The organism is Mycobacterium triplex (genome assembly GCF_000689255.1).
Taxonomy (GTDB): domain Bacteria; phylum Actinomycetota; class Actinomycetes; order Mycobacteriales; family Mycobacteriaceae; genus Mycobacterium; species Mycobacterium triplex.
In genome coordinates this window covers 92992-114159 of the sequence record NZ_HG964446.1, presented here as the reverse complement: position 1 = coordinate 114159, position 21168 = coordinate 92992, and the positions used below count along the sequence as shown (strand labels likewise).

The window sequence follows — 21168 nt, the reverse complement described above, 5'->3', positions numbered from 1 at the left end:
GCGCAGTTGCTCTTTGGCGTCCTTGACCAGCGCACCCAGTCCCGGATCGCCGGAGCACACCTGCGCCCAGTTCAGGCCGCCGACACTCAGTGCCACCGGGTATTTGGTGGTGAACCAGCCCACGGTGCGCGACAGGTCCACGTCACCGGCCAGCTCCTCGTGCCGGCCGTGACCTTCGACGTCGATGCCGATCGGCTCACCGCCGGCGTTCAAGAATTCCGCCCAGGCCAACCCGAAAGCGATCAACAGAATGTCTTGCACGCCGGCGTGAAACGCCGCGGGCACCTCGCCAAGCAGCATGCGGGTGGTCTCGACGTCCAGTTGCACCGAGATCTGACCGGCACTGGCGTAGGTGTCGAGCTCGGGTTGCGGCGCGGGCAGCACGGGCTCGATCGCCACGACGCGTGTCCAGGCCGCGGCCTGCCCGATGACCTCCGCGCTGCGGGCATGCTCGGCCAGCAGCCACGACCACCGGGCCAGCGACGTTCCGCCCCCGGGTAGCGCGACCGGCTGCCCGCTGCGCTGCTGGCCCCAGGCGATGTTGATGTCCTCCAACAAGATTCGCCACGACACCGCATCGACAGCCAGGTGGTGGATTATCAGCAACAGTTGACCGGTGGAGCTCGCCCACACCGCGCTGAGCATCGTCCCGGTCGACGGGTTCAGCCGCGCTCGTGCCCCGGCCAGTACCTCTTCGGACAGTTCGTCGACGGTGTTCAGGCACGCGCGGCCGTCCACCGACCCGACCTCGGGCACCTCGAGCGCCGTCGCCCCGGCGTCATCGGTGTCGACGTGCAGCCGCAGCATGGGGTGGCGATCCAGCAATGCCTGCAGAACCACTGCCACGGCGTCCTCGGTCACTTCGGCGGGTGCCTGTATCACCATCGCCTGATTGAAATCCTCGACCGGACCATCGATGTCCAGCAGCCAGCGCATGATCGGGGTGGCCACCACCGGCCCGATACCGTCGTCGGCGACGGCGTTCTCGCCGGCCGCACCGGCGACCTGGGCCAGCCGGGCCACGGTCTGTTCGACGAAAATGTCACGCGGACGGCACAACACACCGGCCGCCCGGGCCCGCGCCACGACTTGCATCGACAGAATGCTGTCCCCGCCCAGATCGAAGAAGGAGTCGTCGACTCCGACCCGCTCGACGCCGAGCACCTGGGCGTAGATGGTGGCCAGGATCTCCTCGGTCGCGGTGCCCGGGGCGCGATAGCGATCGACATCGCGGTATTCCGGCGCGGGCAGGGCGCGGGTGTCGAGCTTCCCGTTGACCGTCAGCGGCACCGCGTCGATCGGCACCACCGCCGACGGAACCATGTACGGCGGGAGCCGGTCGGCCAGCGCCGCGCACACCCGAACCGGGTCGGCGGTGCCGGTGATGTAGCCGACCAAGCGGACGGTGCCGGGCCGGTCTTCACGGGTGACCACCACCGCTTGGTCCACACCGTCCAAAGCGGCCAGGGCGGACCGGATTTCACCGAGTTCGATGCGGTAGCCGCGGATCTTGACCTGCTCGTCGGCGCGACCCAGGTAGTCCAGCTGTCCGTCGGTGCGCCAGCGCACCAGGTCACCGGTGCGATACATCCTTTGTCCAGGCGCACCGGGCCGGCCGAAGGGGCAGGCAACGAATCGTGACGCGGTGAGCTCGGCTTGTCCGAGGTATCCGCACGCCACCCCGGCCCCGGCGATGTACAACTCGCCGACGACGCCGATCGGCACCGGGCGCAACCATCCATCGAGCACGAACAGCGCCGCGGTCGACACTGGCGCACCGATCGGCACCACGGTCGTGCCCGGCGTCAACGGCGCGCTCATCGACGCATACACGGTGGCCTCGCTGGGGCCGTAGGCGTTGATCACCACACGGCCATCCGCCCATTGCTCCACCACCTCGGGCGGGCAGGGCTCGCCACCGAGCAGCAATGCTGTCGATTCCAACTGTTGTGGCGCCAATGCCGCTACGGCGGTGGGGGTTTGGGTTAGCACATTGACCCGTTCGGCGACCAGCAGGGCGTGGAAGTCTTCCGGTGAGGTCGTCACCTCCTCGGGCACCACCACCAGCCGCGCGCCGCCGAGCAGGGCCGCCCAGATTTCCCACACCGAGAAGTCGAAGGCATACGAGTGGCATTGCGTCCACACCTGCGTGGCGGGTAGCTGTCGGGGCGTCGACTCCGCCAAGTGCGCCAGGTTGCGGTGCGTGACCGCGACCCCCTTGGGTGTGCCGGTGGTGCCCGAGGTGTAGACGAGGTAGGCGATCTCGTCGGCCGACGGCACCGGTAGCGCGGTGCAGGGCTGGATATCCACGGCGGGGTCGTCGCTGTTGATCACCGCAAGGTCGTGACCGTCGAGGCGGTGCAGCAGCTGCCGGGTGGTGATCGCAGCAGCGGGTGCGGCATCGGTGAGCATGAAACCGATTCGCGCATCGGGCAGCGCCGGGTCGACCGCCAGGTACGCGGCGCCCGTCTTGAGCACTCCCAGCATCGCGACGATCGCCTCGGCCGAGCGCTCCATCACCAGTGCCACACACTGTCCAGATCGCACACCGTTGGCAGTCAGCAAGTGCGCCAACCGGTTCGAGGCCTCGTCGAGAGCGCGATACGTCAACGAGTGGCCGTCGCAAGTGATTGCCACCGCCTCGGGTGTCCGCGTCACGTGCTCGGCGAGCAGTTCCGGGACCGACTGCGCCGTCGCCGCGGGGCGGCTCAATACCGCGCGGTTGCCCATCTCGTCGAGGCGGGCGCGTTCGTTGACGTCCAACAGCCGGATCGAGGAGAACCGCCGGGCGGGGTTGTCGGTGATGGCCTCCAGCACCCGCTGGAGCCGCTGCACCAGGGTCCGGATGCTGTCGGCGTCGAAGACGTCGGTGCGGTATTCCACCGTCCCGGAGATTCCGGCGGGCTCGCCGGCTCGTGTCCATCGCTCGACCAGAGAGAACGCCAAATCCATTCGTGCCGTGTGGGTGTCAATCGGTAGCGGGGTGACCTGCACATCGCCCAGCGCCAGCGCGGTGGCGGGGTCGTCGCCGTGCAGGGTCTGCCAGCCCAGCATCACCTGAACCAGCGGGTGATGGGTCAAGCTGCGGGCGGGGTTGACGCGCTCGACGAGGATTTCGAATGGTACGTCCTGGTGTTCGTACGCGGCCAGGCTGCGCTGCCGGACCTGGGCCAGCAGCTCGGTGACGGTGGGATCGCCGTCCACCTCGATGCGCAGCACCAGCGTGTTGACGAAGAAGCCCACCAGCCCGTCCAGCGCTGCATCGCGTCGCCCGGCAATCGGGAAGCCCACGGCCACATCGGAACTGGTGCTCACCGCCGAGAGCAGCGCGGCCAGGGCGGTTTGGACCACCATGAAGCTGGTCGCGTTGTGTCGGCGAGCCACCTCACGCACCAGCTGCTGCAACTCGGCCGGCCACTGCACGGCCACGCTCGCGCCATGCTGATCGGCCACCGCGGGGTAGGGCCGATCGGTGGGAAGCGGCAAGCGATCGGGCATTCCGGCCAGGGCATCTTCCCAATAGGACAGCTGGGTGGCGATCGGGCTGTCCGGGTCGTCAAGACGACCGAACTGCGCGTGCTGCCACAGCGCGTAATCGGCGTACTGCACCGGTAATTGCGTCCAGCCGGGAGCTTGACGCGCAGATCGCGCGGCATATGCCACGCCCAGATCACGCACCAGTGGCGCGACCGACGAGCCGTCGGCGGCGATGTGGTGCACCACGCCCACCAGGACATGCTCGTCCTCGGCGTGCCGGAAGAGCGTTGCACGTAGCGGCGGCTCGTTGGCCAGATCGAAGGTGTGGCGTGTCGCAGCGTCGATCGCCGCTTCCCGCATTGTCGCGGTCCAACTACTGGAATCGATTACTTGCCAACCAAATTCGGCTTGCTCCGGCGCCACCACCACTTGCTGGGGGATACCGTCGGTTGCGACAAACAGCGTTCGTAAACTTTCGTGGCGGGCGACCACGTCGGCGAGTGCGGCACCCAGTGCAACGACATCGAGGGGCCCGGACAACCGCAACGCGGCGGCCATGTTGTAAACCGGCGACGGCCCCTGCAGCTGATCCAGGAACCACAACCGGGATTGGGCGAAGGACAACGGCACCACCGCGGGCCGGGTCCCGGCCGCCAACGGCTCCAGCCACCCGCGGCCGGTGCCGATGTGCGGTGCCAACCGGGCGATCGTGGGCGCGTCGAACAGGGCATGCACTTGCAGGCCCGCGTCCAGACCGGAGTTGATCGCGGCGACCAGGCGCATCGCCAAGAGGGAATCGCCGCCGAGGTCGAAGAAGGAGTCGTCGACGCCAACCTGTTCGACGCCGAGGACTTGCGCGTAGATGCCGGCCAGGATCTCCTCGATCGCGGTGGTCGGGGCGCGGTAATCGCCACCGATGCCTTGGTATTCGGGAGCGGGCAGGGCCCGGCTGTCGAGTTTGCCGTTGGGTGTCAACGGCAGTGCCTGCAGAGCCACCAGCGCGGCCGGCACCAGGTAGGACGGCAGCCGTTCGACCAATGCGCTGCGCAGTGCGGCCGTGTCCGCGGAGCCGGTGACGTAGCCGACGAGCCGTTTGGCGCCGGGGCGGTCCTCGCGGGTGATGACGACCGCCTGCTCGACGCCTTCGAGATTGGCTAGGGCCGTTTGGATTTCGCCGAGTTCGATGCGGTAGCCACGGATCTTGACCTGGTCGTCGGCCCGGCCCAGGTAGTCGAGTTGTCCATCGGCGCGCCAGCGCACCAGGTCGCCGGTGCGATACATCCGGGCGCCGGGTTCACCGTAGGGGCACGCGATGAATCGGGAAGCGGTCAATTCGGGGCGGTGCAGATATCCGCACGCCACCCCGGCGCCGGCCACGTACAACTCACCGATCACACCCGGTGGTACCGGGCGCAGCCAGCCGTCGAGAACGAAGAGGGCAGCGGTCGATACGGGCGCGCCGATCGGCACGACTGCGGTGCCCGGCGCCAGCGGTGCGCTCATCGAGGCGTACACGGTGGCTTCGGTGGGTCCGTAGGCGTTGATCACCACCCGGCCGGGCGCCCACTGATCCACCACCTCGGTGGGGCAGGCCTCGCCGCCCAGCAGCACCGCGACCGACTCCAATCCCTGTGAGGTCAATGCTGCTGCGGCAGAGGGTGTTTGGGTGAGTACGTTGACGCTTTCACGCAGCAGCAGGGCGTGGAAATCCTGCGGTGAGTTGGTCACCGCCTCGGGTACCACGACCAGGCGCGCGCCCCCGAGCAGGGCGGCCCAGATTTCCCAGACCGAGAAATCGAAGCCGTACGAGTGACATTGCGTCCACACCTGGGTCGCCGGAAGCTGAGCGGGTGCCGATTCGGCCAGGTGGGCCAGGTTGCGGTGAGTGACCGCAACACCTTTGGGGATACCGGTGGTGCCGGAGGTGTAGATCAGGTACGCGATATCGTCCGGCGACGGTGCCGGCGGCGCGGTGGCGGGCTGGGTGCCGACGGCGGGATCGTCGATGTCGATGATTTGCAGGTCGTGCCCGCGCAGCCGCGGCCGCAGGGCCGCGGTGGTGAGGACGGCGACGGGGGCGGTATCGGCAAGCATGAACCCGATACGGGTGTCGGGATGAGCCGGGTCGATCGCCAGGTACGCGGCTCCAGTCTTGAGCGCCGCCAGCATCGCGACGATGGCCTGGGTCGAGCGGGTAAACAGCAGCGCCACAGACTGTCCCGGTCCGGCACCGTGGCCGGCCAACAGATGCGCGGTCCGATTGGCCGCCTCGTCGAGCTCGCGGTAAGTGATCGACTGGCCGTCGGAGGTGATCGCCGTCGCGTCGGGATGGCGCGCGGCGAGGGCGGCGAAGCGCTCCGGAACCGACTGGGCCGGCCGAGCACGCCGCGTCAGCACCTTGCGATTGCCGATCTCGTCGAGGCGTGCGAGTTCGTCGTCGTCCAGCAGCTGGATCGAGGAAAGCCGTTGCGTGGCATCGGTGGTCATGGCCGACAGCACCCGCCGCAGCCGCCTGAGCAACGCCTCGATGGTTTCCGCATCGAAGATTTCGGTGTCGTATTCGACGCGCAGACCGAGTTCGTCGCCGGGCATCGCCTGCAGTGTCAGCGGATAGTGGTTGAGCTCGCGTGCGGTGATCGCGGTGATGGCCAGCCCGTCGGCGAGCACCGTGGACGTGTCGATCGGGTAGTTCTCGTAGACGAACAGGGTGTCGAAGAGTTGGTCGTGGCCTGCGGCACGGTGTATTTCGGTCAGCGCCAGGTGCTGGTGTTCGAAGGTGTGGTTGTTGGCGCGGTGCAGTTGGGCGAGCAAGTCGGCGGTCGTGGTGGCCGCGGTGCTGGTGGCCCGCACCGGCACGGTGTTGATCAGCAGGCCGATCATCGCTTCGGACCCGGCCAGCTCGGCCGGGCGGCCCGAGACCGCGGTGCCGAAGGCGATGTCGTGCTGGCCGGTCAGCCACATCAACAGTTGTGCCCAGCCGGCCTGCAGCACCGTGTTGACGGTGGTGTGATGCGCGCGGGCCAGCTCGCCCAGGGCCCGGGTCGTCTGCTCCGACATCGCCGAGCCGACGACGCCGCGGGGTCCGAGCTTGACGCGGCCCGGCGGGGCCACCAGCGTGGGGGTGTCGAAACCGGCGAGCGCCTGACGCCAGGCCGCCTGCGCGGCGTCGACATCTTGCTCGGCCAGCCACGCGACGAACCTGCGGTACGACCCGGCCGCCGGTAGTCGTTGCCCGTAATAGCTGGCGAATATCTCTTGGGCCAGGATCGGCAGTGACCAGCCGTCGAGCACGATGTGGTGATTGGTCAGCACACACCGGTGTATTTCGTCGGCGGCGCGGATCAACGCCACCCGGAATGCCGGAGGTTCGGTCAGATCGCAGACCGCGCTGCGTTCGGCGGCGCAGATCTGCTGAATTCGCTCCTCGGAATCCAACTCGTAATACCGCCACGGCACACTGGGATTGGCGGGCACGACCTGGACCGGCGCGTCGAACTGTCGACAGAATCGGGCGGCCAGGTTGGGGTGACGATTGACCACCGTGCGCACGGCCGCACGCAGTCGGTCCGGGTCCAGCGGGCCGGTGATGGTGATGTCCAGTTGCATCGCGTACAGGTCGTCGGCGTTGCCGCCGGCGGTGCTGGCATGGAAGAGCAGCCCCTGCTGCAGCGGAGTCAGCGGCAAGATGTCGGCGACGCGGTCTTGCCGGCACAGCTCGTCGATCTGCTGCTGGGTCAGGCGGGCCGGGGCGATATCCGACGGTGTCAGCCCGCCTCCGCCACGGCGTACGTGCGCGCAGATACCGGTCAACGCCTCGAACCACAAACCGCTGAGGCGGCTGACCTGTTCGCCGTCGAGCACCGAGGTGGCCCACGTCCAGGTCGCCTGCAGGTGTGGGCCGGCGTCGGTGTCGATGGTGCCGGCATTGAGTTCTACGGTGTGCCCCAACGGCATTGGGATCGCGGAGGCGGTAGTCGCGGCCGATGTGCTGTCCGGGCTGACCCGCCACAGCTCGTCGGACTGTTCGGTGGCGCTCGCGCCGAGGCGCCCGAGGTAGTTGAATCCGATCGCCGGGTCGGCGCCGGTGAGGTCCACGTCGGGGTTGAGGTAGCGCAGTAACCCGTAGGTCAATCCGTCGGGCAGTGCGCGCAGCTGTTCCTTGGCGTCCTTGACCGTCGCACCCAATGCGGCCTCACCGGCGCGCACCTGGGCCCAGGTCAGGTCGCCGATGCGCAGCGCGACCGGGTATTTCGCGGTGAACCACCCCACCGTGCGTGACAAGTCGACGTCAGCGGTCAATTCGTCGTGGCGGCCATGACCCTCGACGTCGATACCGACGGCCGAGTCGGTGTCCAAGAACTCCGCCCAGGCCAGTCCGAACGCGATCAGCAGAATGTCTTGTACGCCGGCGTGAAACGCCGCGGGCACCTCACCCAAGAGCATGCGGGTCGTTTCGGTGTCGAGCTCGGTCGACAACCGTCCCGCACTCGCGTAGGTGTCCAGCTCGGGCCGGGCCGCCGGCAATGCATTCGGCAGCGCCGCCACTCGCCGCCACGCGTCGGTGTGCCGCAGCACGGCCGCGGATCGGGCGTGTTCGTCGAGCAGCGCGGCCCACCGTGCGAATGAGGTGCCCGCCGCCGGCAGTGCCACCGGCTGCCCGCTCTGCAGCTGGGCCCACGCGATATTGATGTCCTCCAACAGGATTCGCCACGACACCCCGTCGGTTGCCAGATGATGAAGGATCAACACCAACTGAGACGTCGAGGTGACCCACAGCGCACTCACCATCGTTCCGGTGCCCGGGTTCAACCGCTGCCTCGCCGCGATCAACACCTCATCGGTGAACACCCGCACGGATCGAAGACAGCTTCGCGCGTCCACCGACCCGGCCTCGGGCACCTCCAGTGACCACTCGGCATCGACGCGCAGCCGCAGCATCGCGTGTCGATCCAGCAAGGCCTGCAACACGATCGCCGCATCGGCCTCGCTAGCGTCGGCGGGCGCCCGCACGACGACGGTCTGGTTGAACTGATCGATCGGGCCGTCGACGTGCCGCAGCCACCGCATGATCGGGGTGGCCGAAACCGGCCCGGTGCCCTCGTCGACCACGGCTTCCTCGCCGACCACGCTGGCCACCCGGGCCAGCCGGGCCACGGTCTGCTCGACGAAAATGTCACGCGGACGGCACAATACGCCGGCGGCCCGGGCTCGCGCGACAACCTGCATCGACAAGATGCTGTCGCCACCCAGGTCGAAGAAGGAGTCGTCGATGCCGACATCCTTGAGGCCAAGAACCTGGGCGTAGATGCCGGCCAGGATCTCTTCGATGGCGTCGGTGGGGGCGCGATAGTGATCGGCGTCGCGGTAGTCCGGTGCGGGCAGGGCGCGGGTGTCGAGCTTTCCGTTGACGGTCAGTGGCAGCGCATCGAGGACGACGATGGCCGACGGAACCATGTAGGCCGGAAGCCGTTCGGCCAGCGCGGCGCGCAGCTCGGCCGGGTTGGCAGCGCCGGTGACATAGGCGACGATCCGGGTGGTGGAGTGTTCGCCGCGGGTGACGACGACGGCTTGATCCACGCCGCGAAGGCCCGCCAGCGCTGTTTGGATTTCCCCGAGTTCGATTCGGTAGCCGCGAATTTTGACCTGCTCATCGGCCCGGCCGAGGTAGTCGAGTTGCCCGTCGGCGCGCCAGCGCACCAGGTCACCGGTGCGATACATCCGGGTGCCGGGCTCGCCGTAAGGGCAGGCGATGAACCGGGAGGCGGTCAACTCGCAGCGGCCGAGGTATCCGCAGGCCACTCCCGCGCCGGCGATGTACAACTCGCCGACCACCCCGGCAGGTACCGGGCGCAGCCAGGGATCCAGGACGAACAGGGCCGCGGTGGCCACCGGCGCGCCGATGGGTGCGGCGCCGGACCCCGCCGCCAGCGGACCGCTCATGGCCGCGTACACGGTGGCTTCGGTGGGCCCGTAGGCGTTGATCAGCACCCGCCCGGGCGCCCACTGGTCCACCACCTCGGCGGGGCAGGCCTCCCCGCCGAGCAGCAGCGACACGGACTCCAGCCCGTCCGGTGTCAAAGCCGCTGCGGCCGAGGGCGTTTGAGTGAGCACATTGACCTGTTCGGCGACCAGCAAGGCGTGGAAGTCGTGCGGCGAGGTGGTCGTCTCCTCGGGGACGACCACCAAGCGTCCGCCGCCGAGCAGGGCGGCCCAGATCTCCCACACCGAGAAGTCGAAGCCGTAGGAATGGCATTGCGTCCATACCTGCGTCACCGGCAGCTGGCCGGGTGTCGACACCGCCAGGTGGGCCAGGTTGCGGTGGGTAACCGCAACGCCTTTGGGGACGCCGGTGGTGCCCGAGGTGTAGATCAGGTACGCGATGTCCTCGGGCGACGGAGCCACCGGTGGCGTCGCGGGCTGAAGATCGACGGCGCGGTCGTCGATATCGATGACCGCGAGGTCGTGCCCGCGCAGGCGTGGCCGCAGCGGCGCGGTGGTGACCGCTGCCACCGGGGCGGCGTCGGTGAGCATGAACCCGATCCGTGCGTCGGGGTGGGCCGGGTCGATCGGCAGATACGCCGCCCCGGTCTTGAGCACCGCCAACATCGCGGTAATGGCCTCGGCTGAGCGCGAAAAGAGCAGTGCCACACACTGTCCCGGCCCCGCCCCGTGCGCGGTCAACAGATGGGCCAGCCGGTTGGCCGATTCGTCGAGTTCGCGATAGGTGCGTGAGCCGCCTTCGAACGTAACGGCCACCGCGTCCGGGGTGCGCCGCGCGTGCTCGCCGAAGAACTCCGGCACCGACGCCGTCACCGGCGCGGGCAGCGCCAGCATCGCCCGGTTGCCCATGATGTCCAGCCGCGCGTGCTCCTCGGCGCTCAGCAGCTGGATCGAGGAAAGTCGCTGCGCCGCATCGGCCGTCATCGCCGTCAACACCCGCTGCAGCCGCTCGACGAGTAGCTCGATGCTGGCGGTGTCGAACAAGTCGGTCCGGTACTCCACCGTCCCGGAGATTCCGGCGGGCGCGCCGGTCGCGGTGAAGCGCTCGGTCAAGGAGAACGACAAATCCATTCGCGCGCTGTGGGTGTCGATCGGCAGGGCGGTGGCCTGTACGTCGCCCAGTGCCAGTTCGGCGGGCGATGAGTTCTGCCAGCCCAACATGACCTGCACCAGCGGGTGATGCGCCAAGCTTCGGGTTGGATTGAGGCGTTCGACGAGAACCTCGAACGGAACGTCCTGGTGTTCGTAGGCGGCCAGGCTGCGCTGGCGCACCTGGGTCAGTAGCTCGGCGACGGTGGGGTCGCCGGTCACGTCGACACGCAACACCAGGGTGTTGACGAAGAAGCCGACCAGTTCGTCGAGCGCGGGATCGCGGCGCCCGGCGATCGGGAAGCCCACGGCCACATCGGAACTGGCACTGACCGCCGAAAGCAGCACCGCCAGCGCGGCCTGCGCCACCATGAAGCTGGTCGCGTTGTGCTCGCGGGCCACCTCGCGCACCTGGCGCTGCAACTCGGCGGGCCATTCCACCGCCACCGTGGCCCCGCGCTGATCTGCGATAGGCGGGTAGGGCCGATCGGTCGGCAGTGCGATGTGCTCCGGAATACCGGCCAGCGCATCGCGCCAGAACGCCAGCTGAGACGCGATCGGGCTGTCGGGATCGGTCAGATCGCCGAACTGCTTATGTTGCCAGATTGCGTAATCGGCGTACTGCACCGGCAATTCGACCCAGCCCGGTGCTTGCCCTCGGCACCGGGCGGCATACGCCTCGCCGAGATCGCGCACCAGCGGTGTGATCGACCAGCCATCGGCGGCGATGTGGTGCACCACGCCCACCAGTACATGCTCGTCATCACCGCGCCGGAAAAGTGTTGCTCGCAGCGGCAGCTCGGTGGTCAAGTCGAATCGGTGACCCACCGTCGCATCGATGGCCTCCTCCAGGAGGGTCGCCGACCATGTGGCGGAATCGACCACGCGCCAACCGAACTCGGCTTCATCGGCGTCGACCAGGATTTGCCGGGGTATGCCGTCGGGGGCCGAAAACCGGGTGCGCAGACTTTCGTGGCGCGCCACCACGTCGCCCAGCGCGGCGGCCAGCGCGTCGACGTCGAGCCGGCCGGACAGCCGCAATGCCACGGCCATGTTGTAGACGGCCGATGGGCCCTGCAACTGATCCAGGAACCACAACCGAGATTGGGCGAACGACAGCGGCACCAGCGCGGGCCGCTCGATTGCCACCAGTGGCTCGCGGCGGCTCGCCTGAGCGCCCAGATGCTGTGCCAACCGGGCGACGGTTGGCGCATCGAAAAGCCTGCCTACCTTGAGATCTGCGTCGAGGAGGGTGTTGATCGCCGCGATCACCCGCATCGCCGACAGTGAATCCCCGCCCAAATCGAAGAAGGAGTCGTCGACTCCGACCCGTTCCACGTTCAGTACCTGGGCATAGATCCCGGCCAGGATCTCCTCGACGGCGGTACCCGGTGCGCGGTAGTGATCGTCGTCGCGGTAGTCCGGTGCCGGCAGGGCGCGAGTGTCGAGTTTGCCGTTGACCGTCATCGGCAACGCGTCGACCACCACTACCGCGGAGGGCACCATGTACGGCGGAAGCTGCTCGGCGAGCTGGGTGCGGACCTGGGCCGGGTCGGCCGTCCCGGTGAGGTACCCGACCAGGCGTCTGACGCCCGGGCGGTCTTCGCGGGCGATGACGGCGGCCTGTTCCACGCCTGCCAAACTGGCCAGGGCCGCACGGATTTCGCCGAGCTCGATGCGGTAGCCGCGAATTTTCACCTGCTCGTCGGCGCGCCCCACGTACTGCAACTGGCCGTCGTCGCCCCACCGCACCAGGTCGCCGGTGCGATACATTCGTTGTCCGGGGGAGCCGAACGGGCACGCCATGAAACGTGACGCGGTCAACCCGGCCCGACGCCAATACCCGCACCCCACCCCGCGGCCGGCCAGATACAACTCGCCGACCACCCCGACGGGCACGGGGCGCAACCATCCGTCGAGCACGAAGAACGCCGCTCCCGCGGTCGGCGAACCGATCGGCACCACTTCGGCTTTCGCGGTCAGGGGGGCACTCTTGGACAGCCACATCGTCGTCTCGGTGGGACCGTAGACGTTGACCATCGTCCGTCCGGGCGCCCAACGATCCACCACCTCGGGCGGGCAGGCCTCGGCTCCGATCACCAACGCCGCCGATCCCAAGCCTTCGACGGAGAGCGCTGCCACCGCGGACGGGGTTTGAGTGAGGACCGTGACGCGTTCGTTGACGATCAGGTCGTGGAAGTCGTCGGGTGAGCGGGTCATCGACTCGGGCACCACCACCAGCCGTCCGCCGTGCAGCAGCGCACCCCAGATTTCCCACACCGAGAAGTCGAACGCATACGAGTGGAACTGCGTCCACACTTGCCGCGGGGTCAGCTCTATCCCGGCTTCCAGTGCGTCGAAAAGCTGGGTGACGTTGGCGTGGGTTACCGCAACGCCTTTGGGCACACCGGTAGTGCCGGAGGTGTAGATGATGTGGGCGACGTCATCGGGCTCCGGCATCGCTAGCGCGGAGGCGGGCGCAGCGCCGACGGCGGGATCACGGATGTCGACGGTCGTCAGGTCGTACCCGTCGAGTCGCGTGCGCAGCGCCGTGGTGGTGAGCGCGGCGATCGGCGCGGCGTCGGTCAGCATGAACTCGATGCGTGCCGCGGGATGAGCCGGGTCCATCGGCAGATAGGCCGCGCCGGTCTTCAACACCGCCAAGATCGCGACGATGGCCTCGGCCGAACGCGAAAACAGCAGGGCCACAGACTGTCCCGGCCCCGCGCCGCGGTCGGCCAGCAGGTGGGCCACCCGGTTGGACGCCTCGTCGAGTTCACGATAGGTGATCGACTGTCCGTCGAATGCGATCGCTACCGCGTCGGGGGTGCGGGCCGCTTGGGCGGCGAACAGCGCGGGCACCGATACCCCGTCCGCCGGACGGGTCAGCACCGCGCGATTCCCGAACTCGTCGAGGCGGGCGTGTTCATCGCCGTCAAGGAGGTCCAGCAACGACAGCCTGCGGGTGGGGTCGGTGGTCGCGGCCTCCAGCACGCGCTGGAACTGCCGGATGAGCGTGCGGACCCGGTCCGCGGTGAAGACGTCGGCGTCGTATTCGACGCGCAGACCGAGTTCGTCGCCGGGCATCGCCTGCAGTGTCAGGGGATAGTGATTGTTCTCGCGTGCGGTGTACCCGGTGACCGTCAAACCGTTGACGCCGAACAAGGCGGGGTCGACGGGGTAGTTCTCGTAGACGAACAGGGTGTCGAAGAGTTGGTCGTGGCCTGCGGCGCGGTGAATGTCGGGCAGTGCCAGGTGCTGATGTTCCAGGGTGTGGTTGTTGGTTCGGTGCAGTTGGTCGAGGAGGTCACCGGCGCCGGTGGCCGTGGTGATGGTGGCCCGCACCGGCACGGTGTTGATCAACAGGCCGATCATCGCTTCGGACCCGGCCAGCTCGGCCGGGCGGCCCGAGACCGCGGTGCCGAAGGCGATGTCGCGCTGGCCGGTCAGCCACATCAACAGTTGTGCCCAGCCGGCCTGCAGCACCGTGTTGACGGTGGTGTGATGCGCGCGGGCCAGCTCACCCACGGCCCGCGTTGTCTCGGCGGGTATCCGCGCCGTCACCACCTCTCGCCGGCCGAGCCCGACCCGCCCCGGCGGGCCCACCAGAGTGGGAACCTCGAAACCGGCGAATATTTGGCGCCAGGCCGCCTCGGCGCTCTCGCGGTCTTGGTCGGAAAGCCAGGACACGAACCGGCGATAGGGAGCGGGTGCGGGGAGCCGCTGGCCGTAATAGGTAGTGAAGATCTCGTGCAACAAGATCGGCAGTGACCAGCCGTCGAGCACGATGTGGTGATTGGTCAGCACCAACCGGTGCCGGTCGATGCCGGTGCGGGTCAGCGCAACCCGGAACGCGGGCGGCTCGGTCAGGTCGACGACCGCCGCGCGCTCGGCTGCGCATAGCCGTTCGATTTGTTCCTCGGCGTCGACTCTGTCGACGAGTTCGAGGTATTGCCAGGCTAATTCGGGATCAGCCGGGATGACCTGGATCGGTTCGTCGAACTCCGGCAAGAATCGGGCGGCCAGGTTGGGGTGGCGGCCGACCACGGTGCCCGCGGCTGCGCGCAGGCGGTCGGGCTCCAGCGGGCCGGCGATGGTGATATCCAGCTGTACCGCGTACAGCTCGCCCAACTGGCTTTTGCGGTGTGTGTTGGCGTGGAACAACAATCCCTGCTGCAACGGGGTGAGCGGCAGGATGTCGGCGATGCGGTCGCGCCCGCACAGCTCGTCGATCTGCTGCTGGTCCAGGCGCGCCGGCGCGATATCCGACGGCGTCAAGCCGCCTCCGCCGGCGCGGACATGCGCGCAAATCCCGGTCAGGGCCTCGAACCAGAGTTGGCTCAGCCGGCCGACCTGCTCGGCGTCGAGCACCGAGGTGGCCCAGGTCCAGGTCGCGTGCAAGCGCGGGCCGATGTCCGTGTCGAGAGTTCCTGCGTTCAGTTCGACGGTGTGGCCCAACGGCATTGGGATCGCTGAGGCCACTGCGGCCACCGACACGCCATCCTCGGCGATCAGCCACAGATCGTCGGAGAACTCGACGGCACCGGCGCCGAGGCGCCCGAAGTAGTTGAACCCGATCGCCGGGTCGGCCGAGTCCAGATCCACGTCCGGGTTGAGGTAGCGCAGCAACCCGTAGGTCAGGCCGTCGGGCAGGGCGCGCAGCCGCTCTTTGGCGTCCTTGATCAGCGCGCCCAGCGCGGGTGCCCCGGCGAGAACTTGTGCCCAGGACAGGCCACCACCCAGCGCCACTGGATATTTGGTGGTGAACCACCCCACGGTGCGCGACAGGTCCATATCGCCGGCCAGCTCGTCATGGCGCCCATGGCCTTCCACGTCGATGCCGATCGGCGCAGCCCCGGTGCCCAGAAATTCCGCGCAGGCCAACGCGCACGCGATCAACAGAATGTCTTGCACGCCGGCGTGAAACGCCGCCGGGACTTCACCCAACACCATCCTGGTGGTCTCGACGTCCAGATCCACCGACAGCCGTCCCGCGCTGACGTAGCTGTCCAGCTCGGGCCGGGGTGGGGGCAGGGTGGCCGGGGTGGCGGCCACCTGCCGCCACACCTGCGCCTGATCGACCACCTCGGGAGTGCGGGCGTGCTCGTCGAGCCACGACGCCCAGCGGGCAAACGACGTCCCCGGTGCCGGCAGGGTCACCTCTTGCTCGCCGCAATGCTGCGTCCAGGCAAGATTGATGTCTTCCAACAGGATTCGCCACGATACCCCGTCGACGGCGAGGTGATGGACTATCAACACCAGCTCACCGATCGGCGCCACCCACAACGCGCGCACCATCGTGCCGGTCGCGGGATTCAGCTCTGCCCGCGCTCGGACCAGCGCCTCCTCGGAGAGCGTGTCGACGACATGCAGGCAACCGCGGGCGTCCACCGAACCGGGCTCGGGCACCCACAACGACCAGCGGCCGCCGAAGTCGTCGTCGACGCGCATTCGCAGCATCGAGTGCCGGTCGAGCAACGCCTGCAGCACCACCACGACGTCGGCTTCGGTCACCGCGACGGGAGCCTGAATGGCCACCGTCTGATTGAACTGCTCGACGCGGCCGGCTACGCCCTCCAGCCAGCGGATGATCGGGGTGGCCGGCACCTCGCCCACGCCTTCATCGACGACGGCGGCGTCATCCGTTGCGACACTTGCCACTCGGGCCAGCCGGGCCACGGTCTGCTCGACGAAGATGTCGCGCGGACGGCACACCACCCCGGCCGCGCGGGCCCTGGACACCACCTGCATCGACAAGATGCTGTCCCCACCCAAATCAAAGAAGGACTCGTCGACGCCGACTCGCTTCAATCCCAGCACTTGCGCGTAGATCCCGGCCAGGATCTCCTCGACGGCATCGGTGGGGGCGCGATAGCGATCGGCGTCGTGGTACTCGGGCGCGGGCAAGGCCCGGGTGTCGAGTTTGCCGTTGACCGTCATCGGCAACGCGTCGATCACCACGACCGCCGTCGGCACCATGTACGGCGGGAGGCGGCCGGCCAGGGCGGCGCGTGCTTGGTTGGGGTCGGCGGTTCCGGTGATGTAGCCGACGAGGCGTTTGACCCCGGGCCGATCTTCGCGAGCGACGACGACGGCCTGCTCCACGCCTTCCAAACTTGCCAGCGCCGAGCGTATTTCGCCGAGCTCGATGCGGTACCCGCGAATCTTGACCTGCTCATCCGCGCGCCCGAGGTAATCGAGTTGGCCGTCCGGGCGCCACCGCACCAAGTCGCCGGTGCGATACATTCGTTGTCCGGGAGCACCGGCGCCCGCGAACGGGCAGGCCATGAAGCGCGACGCGGACAACCCGGCCCGGCGCCAATACCCGCACCCCACCCCGCGGCCGGCCAGGTACAACTCGCCGACCACCCCGACGGGCACGGGGCGCAACCACTCGTCGAGCACGAAGAACGCCGCCCCCGCCACCGGCGAACCGATCGGCGGTACACCCGAACCCGTTGTGAGCGGGGCACTCTTGGCGGCCCACATCGTGGTCTCGGTCGGGCCGTAGACATTGATCATCACCCGCCCGCGCGCCCACCGATCGACCAGTTCGGCCGGGCACGGTTCAGCGCCGATCACCAGCGTCGTCGATTCCAGGCCCTGCGGCGAGAGCATCCCGACCGCCGACGGCGTTTGGGTGAGAACTGTGACTCGCTCGGCGACCAGCAGGGCGTGGAAGTCTTGCGGTGAACCGGCCACGGCCTCGTGCACCACCACCAACCGGCCACCGTGCAGCAGCGCGCCCCAGATCTCCCACACCGAGAAGTCGAAGGCGTATGAGTGACACTGGGTCCACACTTGTTCCGGTGACAGCTCCAGGCCCGTCTCGAGCGACTCGAAGAGTTGTGTCACGTTGTGATGAGTGACCGCAACGCCTTTCGGCATGCCGGTCGTTCCCGAGGTGTAAATGATGTGGGCGATGTCGTCCGGCGACGGCCCGGGCGGCGGTGTCGCGGGCTGTGCGTCGATGCGCGGGTCGTCCACATCGATGACCCGCAGGCCGGATCCGCGGAACCGCGGCCGCAGCTCCGCGGTGGTGATCGCGGCGATCGGTGCGGCATCGGTCACCATGAAGTCGATCCGCGCCGACGGGTGGGCCGGATCGATCGGTAGATACGCCGCCCCGGATTTGAGCACCGCCAGGATCGCGATGATCGCCTCGGCAGATCGCGAAAACAGCAGCGCCACCGACTGTCCCGGGGCGGCGCCCTCGGACGTCAGTAGGTTTGCCAACCGGTTGGCGGCCGTGTCGACCTCGCGGTAGGTCATCGAGCGGCCCTCGAAGGTGATGGCCACCGCGTCGGGCGCGCGGGCCACCTGCGTGGCCCACAATGCCGGGACCGAGGTGCGGGCGGCCGGCCGGGCCAGCGCGGCGCGGTTGCCGAATTCGTCCAGCCGGGTTTGCTCGTCGGAATCCAACAGCTGGATCGACGAGAGCCGTTGCGCCACGTCGGTGGTCATCGCGACCAGCACGCGCTCGAACCGCCCGACCAATGCCTCGATGCTGCCCGGGTCGAACACGTCGGTGCGGTACTCCACCGTCCCGGAGATTCCGGCCGGCTCACCCGCCTCGGTAAAGCGCTCGGTCAGGGAGAACGCCAAATCTGTTCGTGCGGTGTGGGTGTCGATCGGCAGCGGGGTGGCATGCACATCGCCCAACATCAATTCTGCCGGCTCCGCGTCCTGCCATCCCAACATCACCTGCACCAGTGGATGATGCGTCAGACTGCGGGTGGGGTTCAGCCGCTCGACGAGAACCTCGAAGGGCACGTCCTGGTGCTCGTAGGCGGCTAGGCTGCGTTGCCGGACCTGGGCCAGCAGCTCCGCGACGGTGGGATCGCCCGCCACGTCGACACGCAGCACCAGGGTGTTGACGAAGAAGCCGACCAAATCGTCGAGCGCGGGGTCGCGGCGCCCGGCAATCGGGAAGCCCACGGCCACATCCGAACTCGCGCTGACCGTCGACAGCAGTGCTGCCAACGCGGCTTGGACCACCATGAAGCTGGTCGCGTTGTGCTCGCGGGCCACCTCGCGCACCCGCTGCTGCAACTCGGCCGGCCACCCGACGGCCACGCTGGCTCCGCGCTGATCGGCCACCGGAGGGTAGGGCCGATCGGTGGGCAGCGGCAATACCTCGGGCAGCCCGGCCAGCGTGTCGACCCAATAGGTCAGTTGGGAGGCGATCAGGCTGTCGGGATCGTCCAGATCGCCGAACTGCGCGTGCTGCCATAATGTGTAATCGGCATATTGAACCGGCAGTTCGGCCCAGTCCGGCCCGCGCCCGAGACGTCGGGCGGCGTACGCTTCGCCGAGATCGCGCATCAAGGGGCCGATCGACCAACCGTCGGCGGCAATGTGGTGCAGCACGCCCACCAACAGATGCTCATCCGGGCCAAGGCGGAAAAGCGTTGCCCTTAACGGTATTTCGGTGGTGAGGTCAAAGGCGTGGTGCGCCGCGGTATCGACGGCGGCGTCCAGCTCTTCGCGCGCCCATCCTTCGGAATCAATGATCTGCCAACCGAATTCGGCCCGGTCCACTGCGACCACCAACTGCTGCGGGGCGTCGTCGGTCGCGGGAAACAGCGTCCGCAGGCTCTCATGGCGGTCGATCACGTCGGCCATCGCGGCGGTCAGCGCCTCGACGTCCAGGCGGCCGGACATCCGCAAGGCCACCGCGATGTTGTACACCGGGGACGGGCCCTGCAGCTGGTCGAGGAACCACAACCGCGATTGGGCGAACGACAGCGGAATCGCCGCCGGCCGCTCGCCGGCCGCCAACGGTTCCAGCCGCTGGCGCCCCGTACCGATGTGCGGTGTCAGCTGTGCGATCGACGGGGCTTCGAACAACGTCCGCACCGAAAGCCCGGCATCGAGAGCGGTGTTGATCGCGGCGATCACCCGCATTGCGGATAGCGAGTCCCCGCCCAGATCGAAGAAGGACTCCTCGATTCCGATCCGGTCCACACCGAGAACCTGGGCGTAGATCCCGGCCAGGATCTCCTCAACCGGGGTGCCCGGCGCCAGGTAATGCTCGGCATCGCGGTAGTCCGGTGCCGGCAGCGCGCGGGTGTCGAGTTTGCCGTTGACGGTCAGAGGCAGTGCCTCGATCGCGATCACCGCGACCGGAACCATGTATGCGGGCAGCCGCTCCGCGAGTGCGCCGCGCAACCCCGCCGGGTCGGCGGTTCCGGTGACGTAGCCCACCAATCGCCTCTCGCCGGCGCGGTCTTCGCGGGAGATCACCGCCGCTTGCTCCACGCCTTCCAAACTGGCTAGCGCAGCGCGGATTTCGCCGAGCTCGATGCGGTACCCGCGGATCTTGACCTGTTCGTCGGCGCGCCCAACATAGTCCAGTTGTCCGTCGGCGCCCCAGCGCACCAGGTCCCCGGTCCGATACATCCGGGCACCGGGACCGCCGAAGGGGCAGGCCACGAATCGCGATGCCGTCAACGGGGCCCGGGCCACATACCCGTAGCCGACGCCGCGGCCGGCCACATACAACTCGCCGACCACGCCCGCAGGAACCGGGCGCAGCCAGTCGTCGAGGACGAACAGCGCCGACGTCGATACCGGCGCACCGATCGGCACCGCATCGCCCGCGGTCAACGGCGCGCTGAGCGCCGCATAGATCGTGGTCTCGGTGGGTCCGTAGGCGTTGATCATCACGCGTCCGGGCGCCCATCGATCGACCACCTCGGCCGGGCACGCCTCGCCGCCGATCAGCAACGCCACCGATCCCAAGCCTTCGGGAGACAACACCGCGACGGATGAGGGCGTCTGCGTCAGGACGGTCACGCGCTCGCCGACCAGCAGGGCCTGGAAGTCTTCGGGTGCGCCGGTCACCGCCTCGGGGACCACCACCAGCCGGCCGCCGTGCAGTAGCGCACCCCAGATCTCCCACACCGAGAAGTCGAACGCATAGGAGTGGCACTGCGTCCACACCTGTCCCGGCGGCAGGCCGGCGCCCAGCGAGTCGAGCTGCTGTGTGACGTTGTGGTGGGTGATGGCCACACCCTTGGGCACGCCGGTGGTGCCGGAGGTGTAGATGATGTGGGCGACGTCGGCTGGGGAAGGACCTGGCGGCGCGGTGGCGGGCTGAGCGTCGAAGACCGGGTCACAAACGTCGATCGTCGCCAGGTCGTAGCCGGCCAGCCGGTCGGCGAGTGCGGTGTTGGTCAGCGCGGCCACCGGTGCCGCATCGGCGATCATGAACTCGATCCGCGCCGCGGGGTGCGCGGGTTCGATCGGCAGGTACGCCGCTCCGGTCTTCAGGACCGCCAGAATCGCGACGATGGCGTCGGCCGAGCGCGAAAAGAGCAGGGCCACAGTCCGTCCCGGGCCTGCCCCCCGGTCGGCGAGCAGGTGCGCGACCCGGTTGGCGGCCTCGTCGAGTCCGCGGTAGGTCAGCGATCGACCTTCGAAGGTCACCGCCACCGCGTCGGGGGTGCGCGCGACTTGTGCTGCGAACAAGGACGGAATCGACGTCTCGGTCGCGGGCCGCGCCAACACCGCACGGTTGCCCAGCCGATCCATGCCGGTGTGTTCCTCGTCGTCCAGCAGGTCCATCGAGGAGAGCTCGCGTTCCGGGGCGACGGTCAT

The 21168-nt window shown here is 68.4% G+C and carries 1 protein-coding gene (only partly in view); it reads right to left on the bottom strand.

Annotated elements, in window-relative coordinates:
- Nucleotides 1–21168 carry the 5' portion of a non-ribosomal peptide synthase/polyketide synthase gene (locus BN973_RS00455; RefSeq protein WP_462138148.1) on the bottom strand. It extends 8745 nt beyond the left edge of the window, so 21168 of the gene's 29913 nt are visible here — the first part of the coding sequence; the start codon lies at nt 21166–21168; its stop codon lies off the left edge, out of view.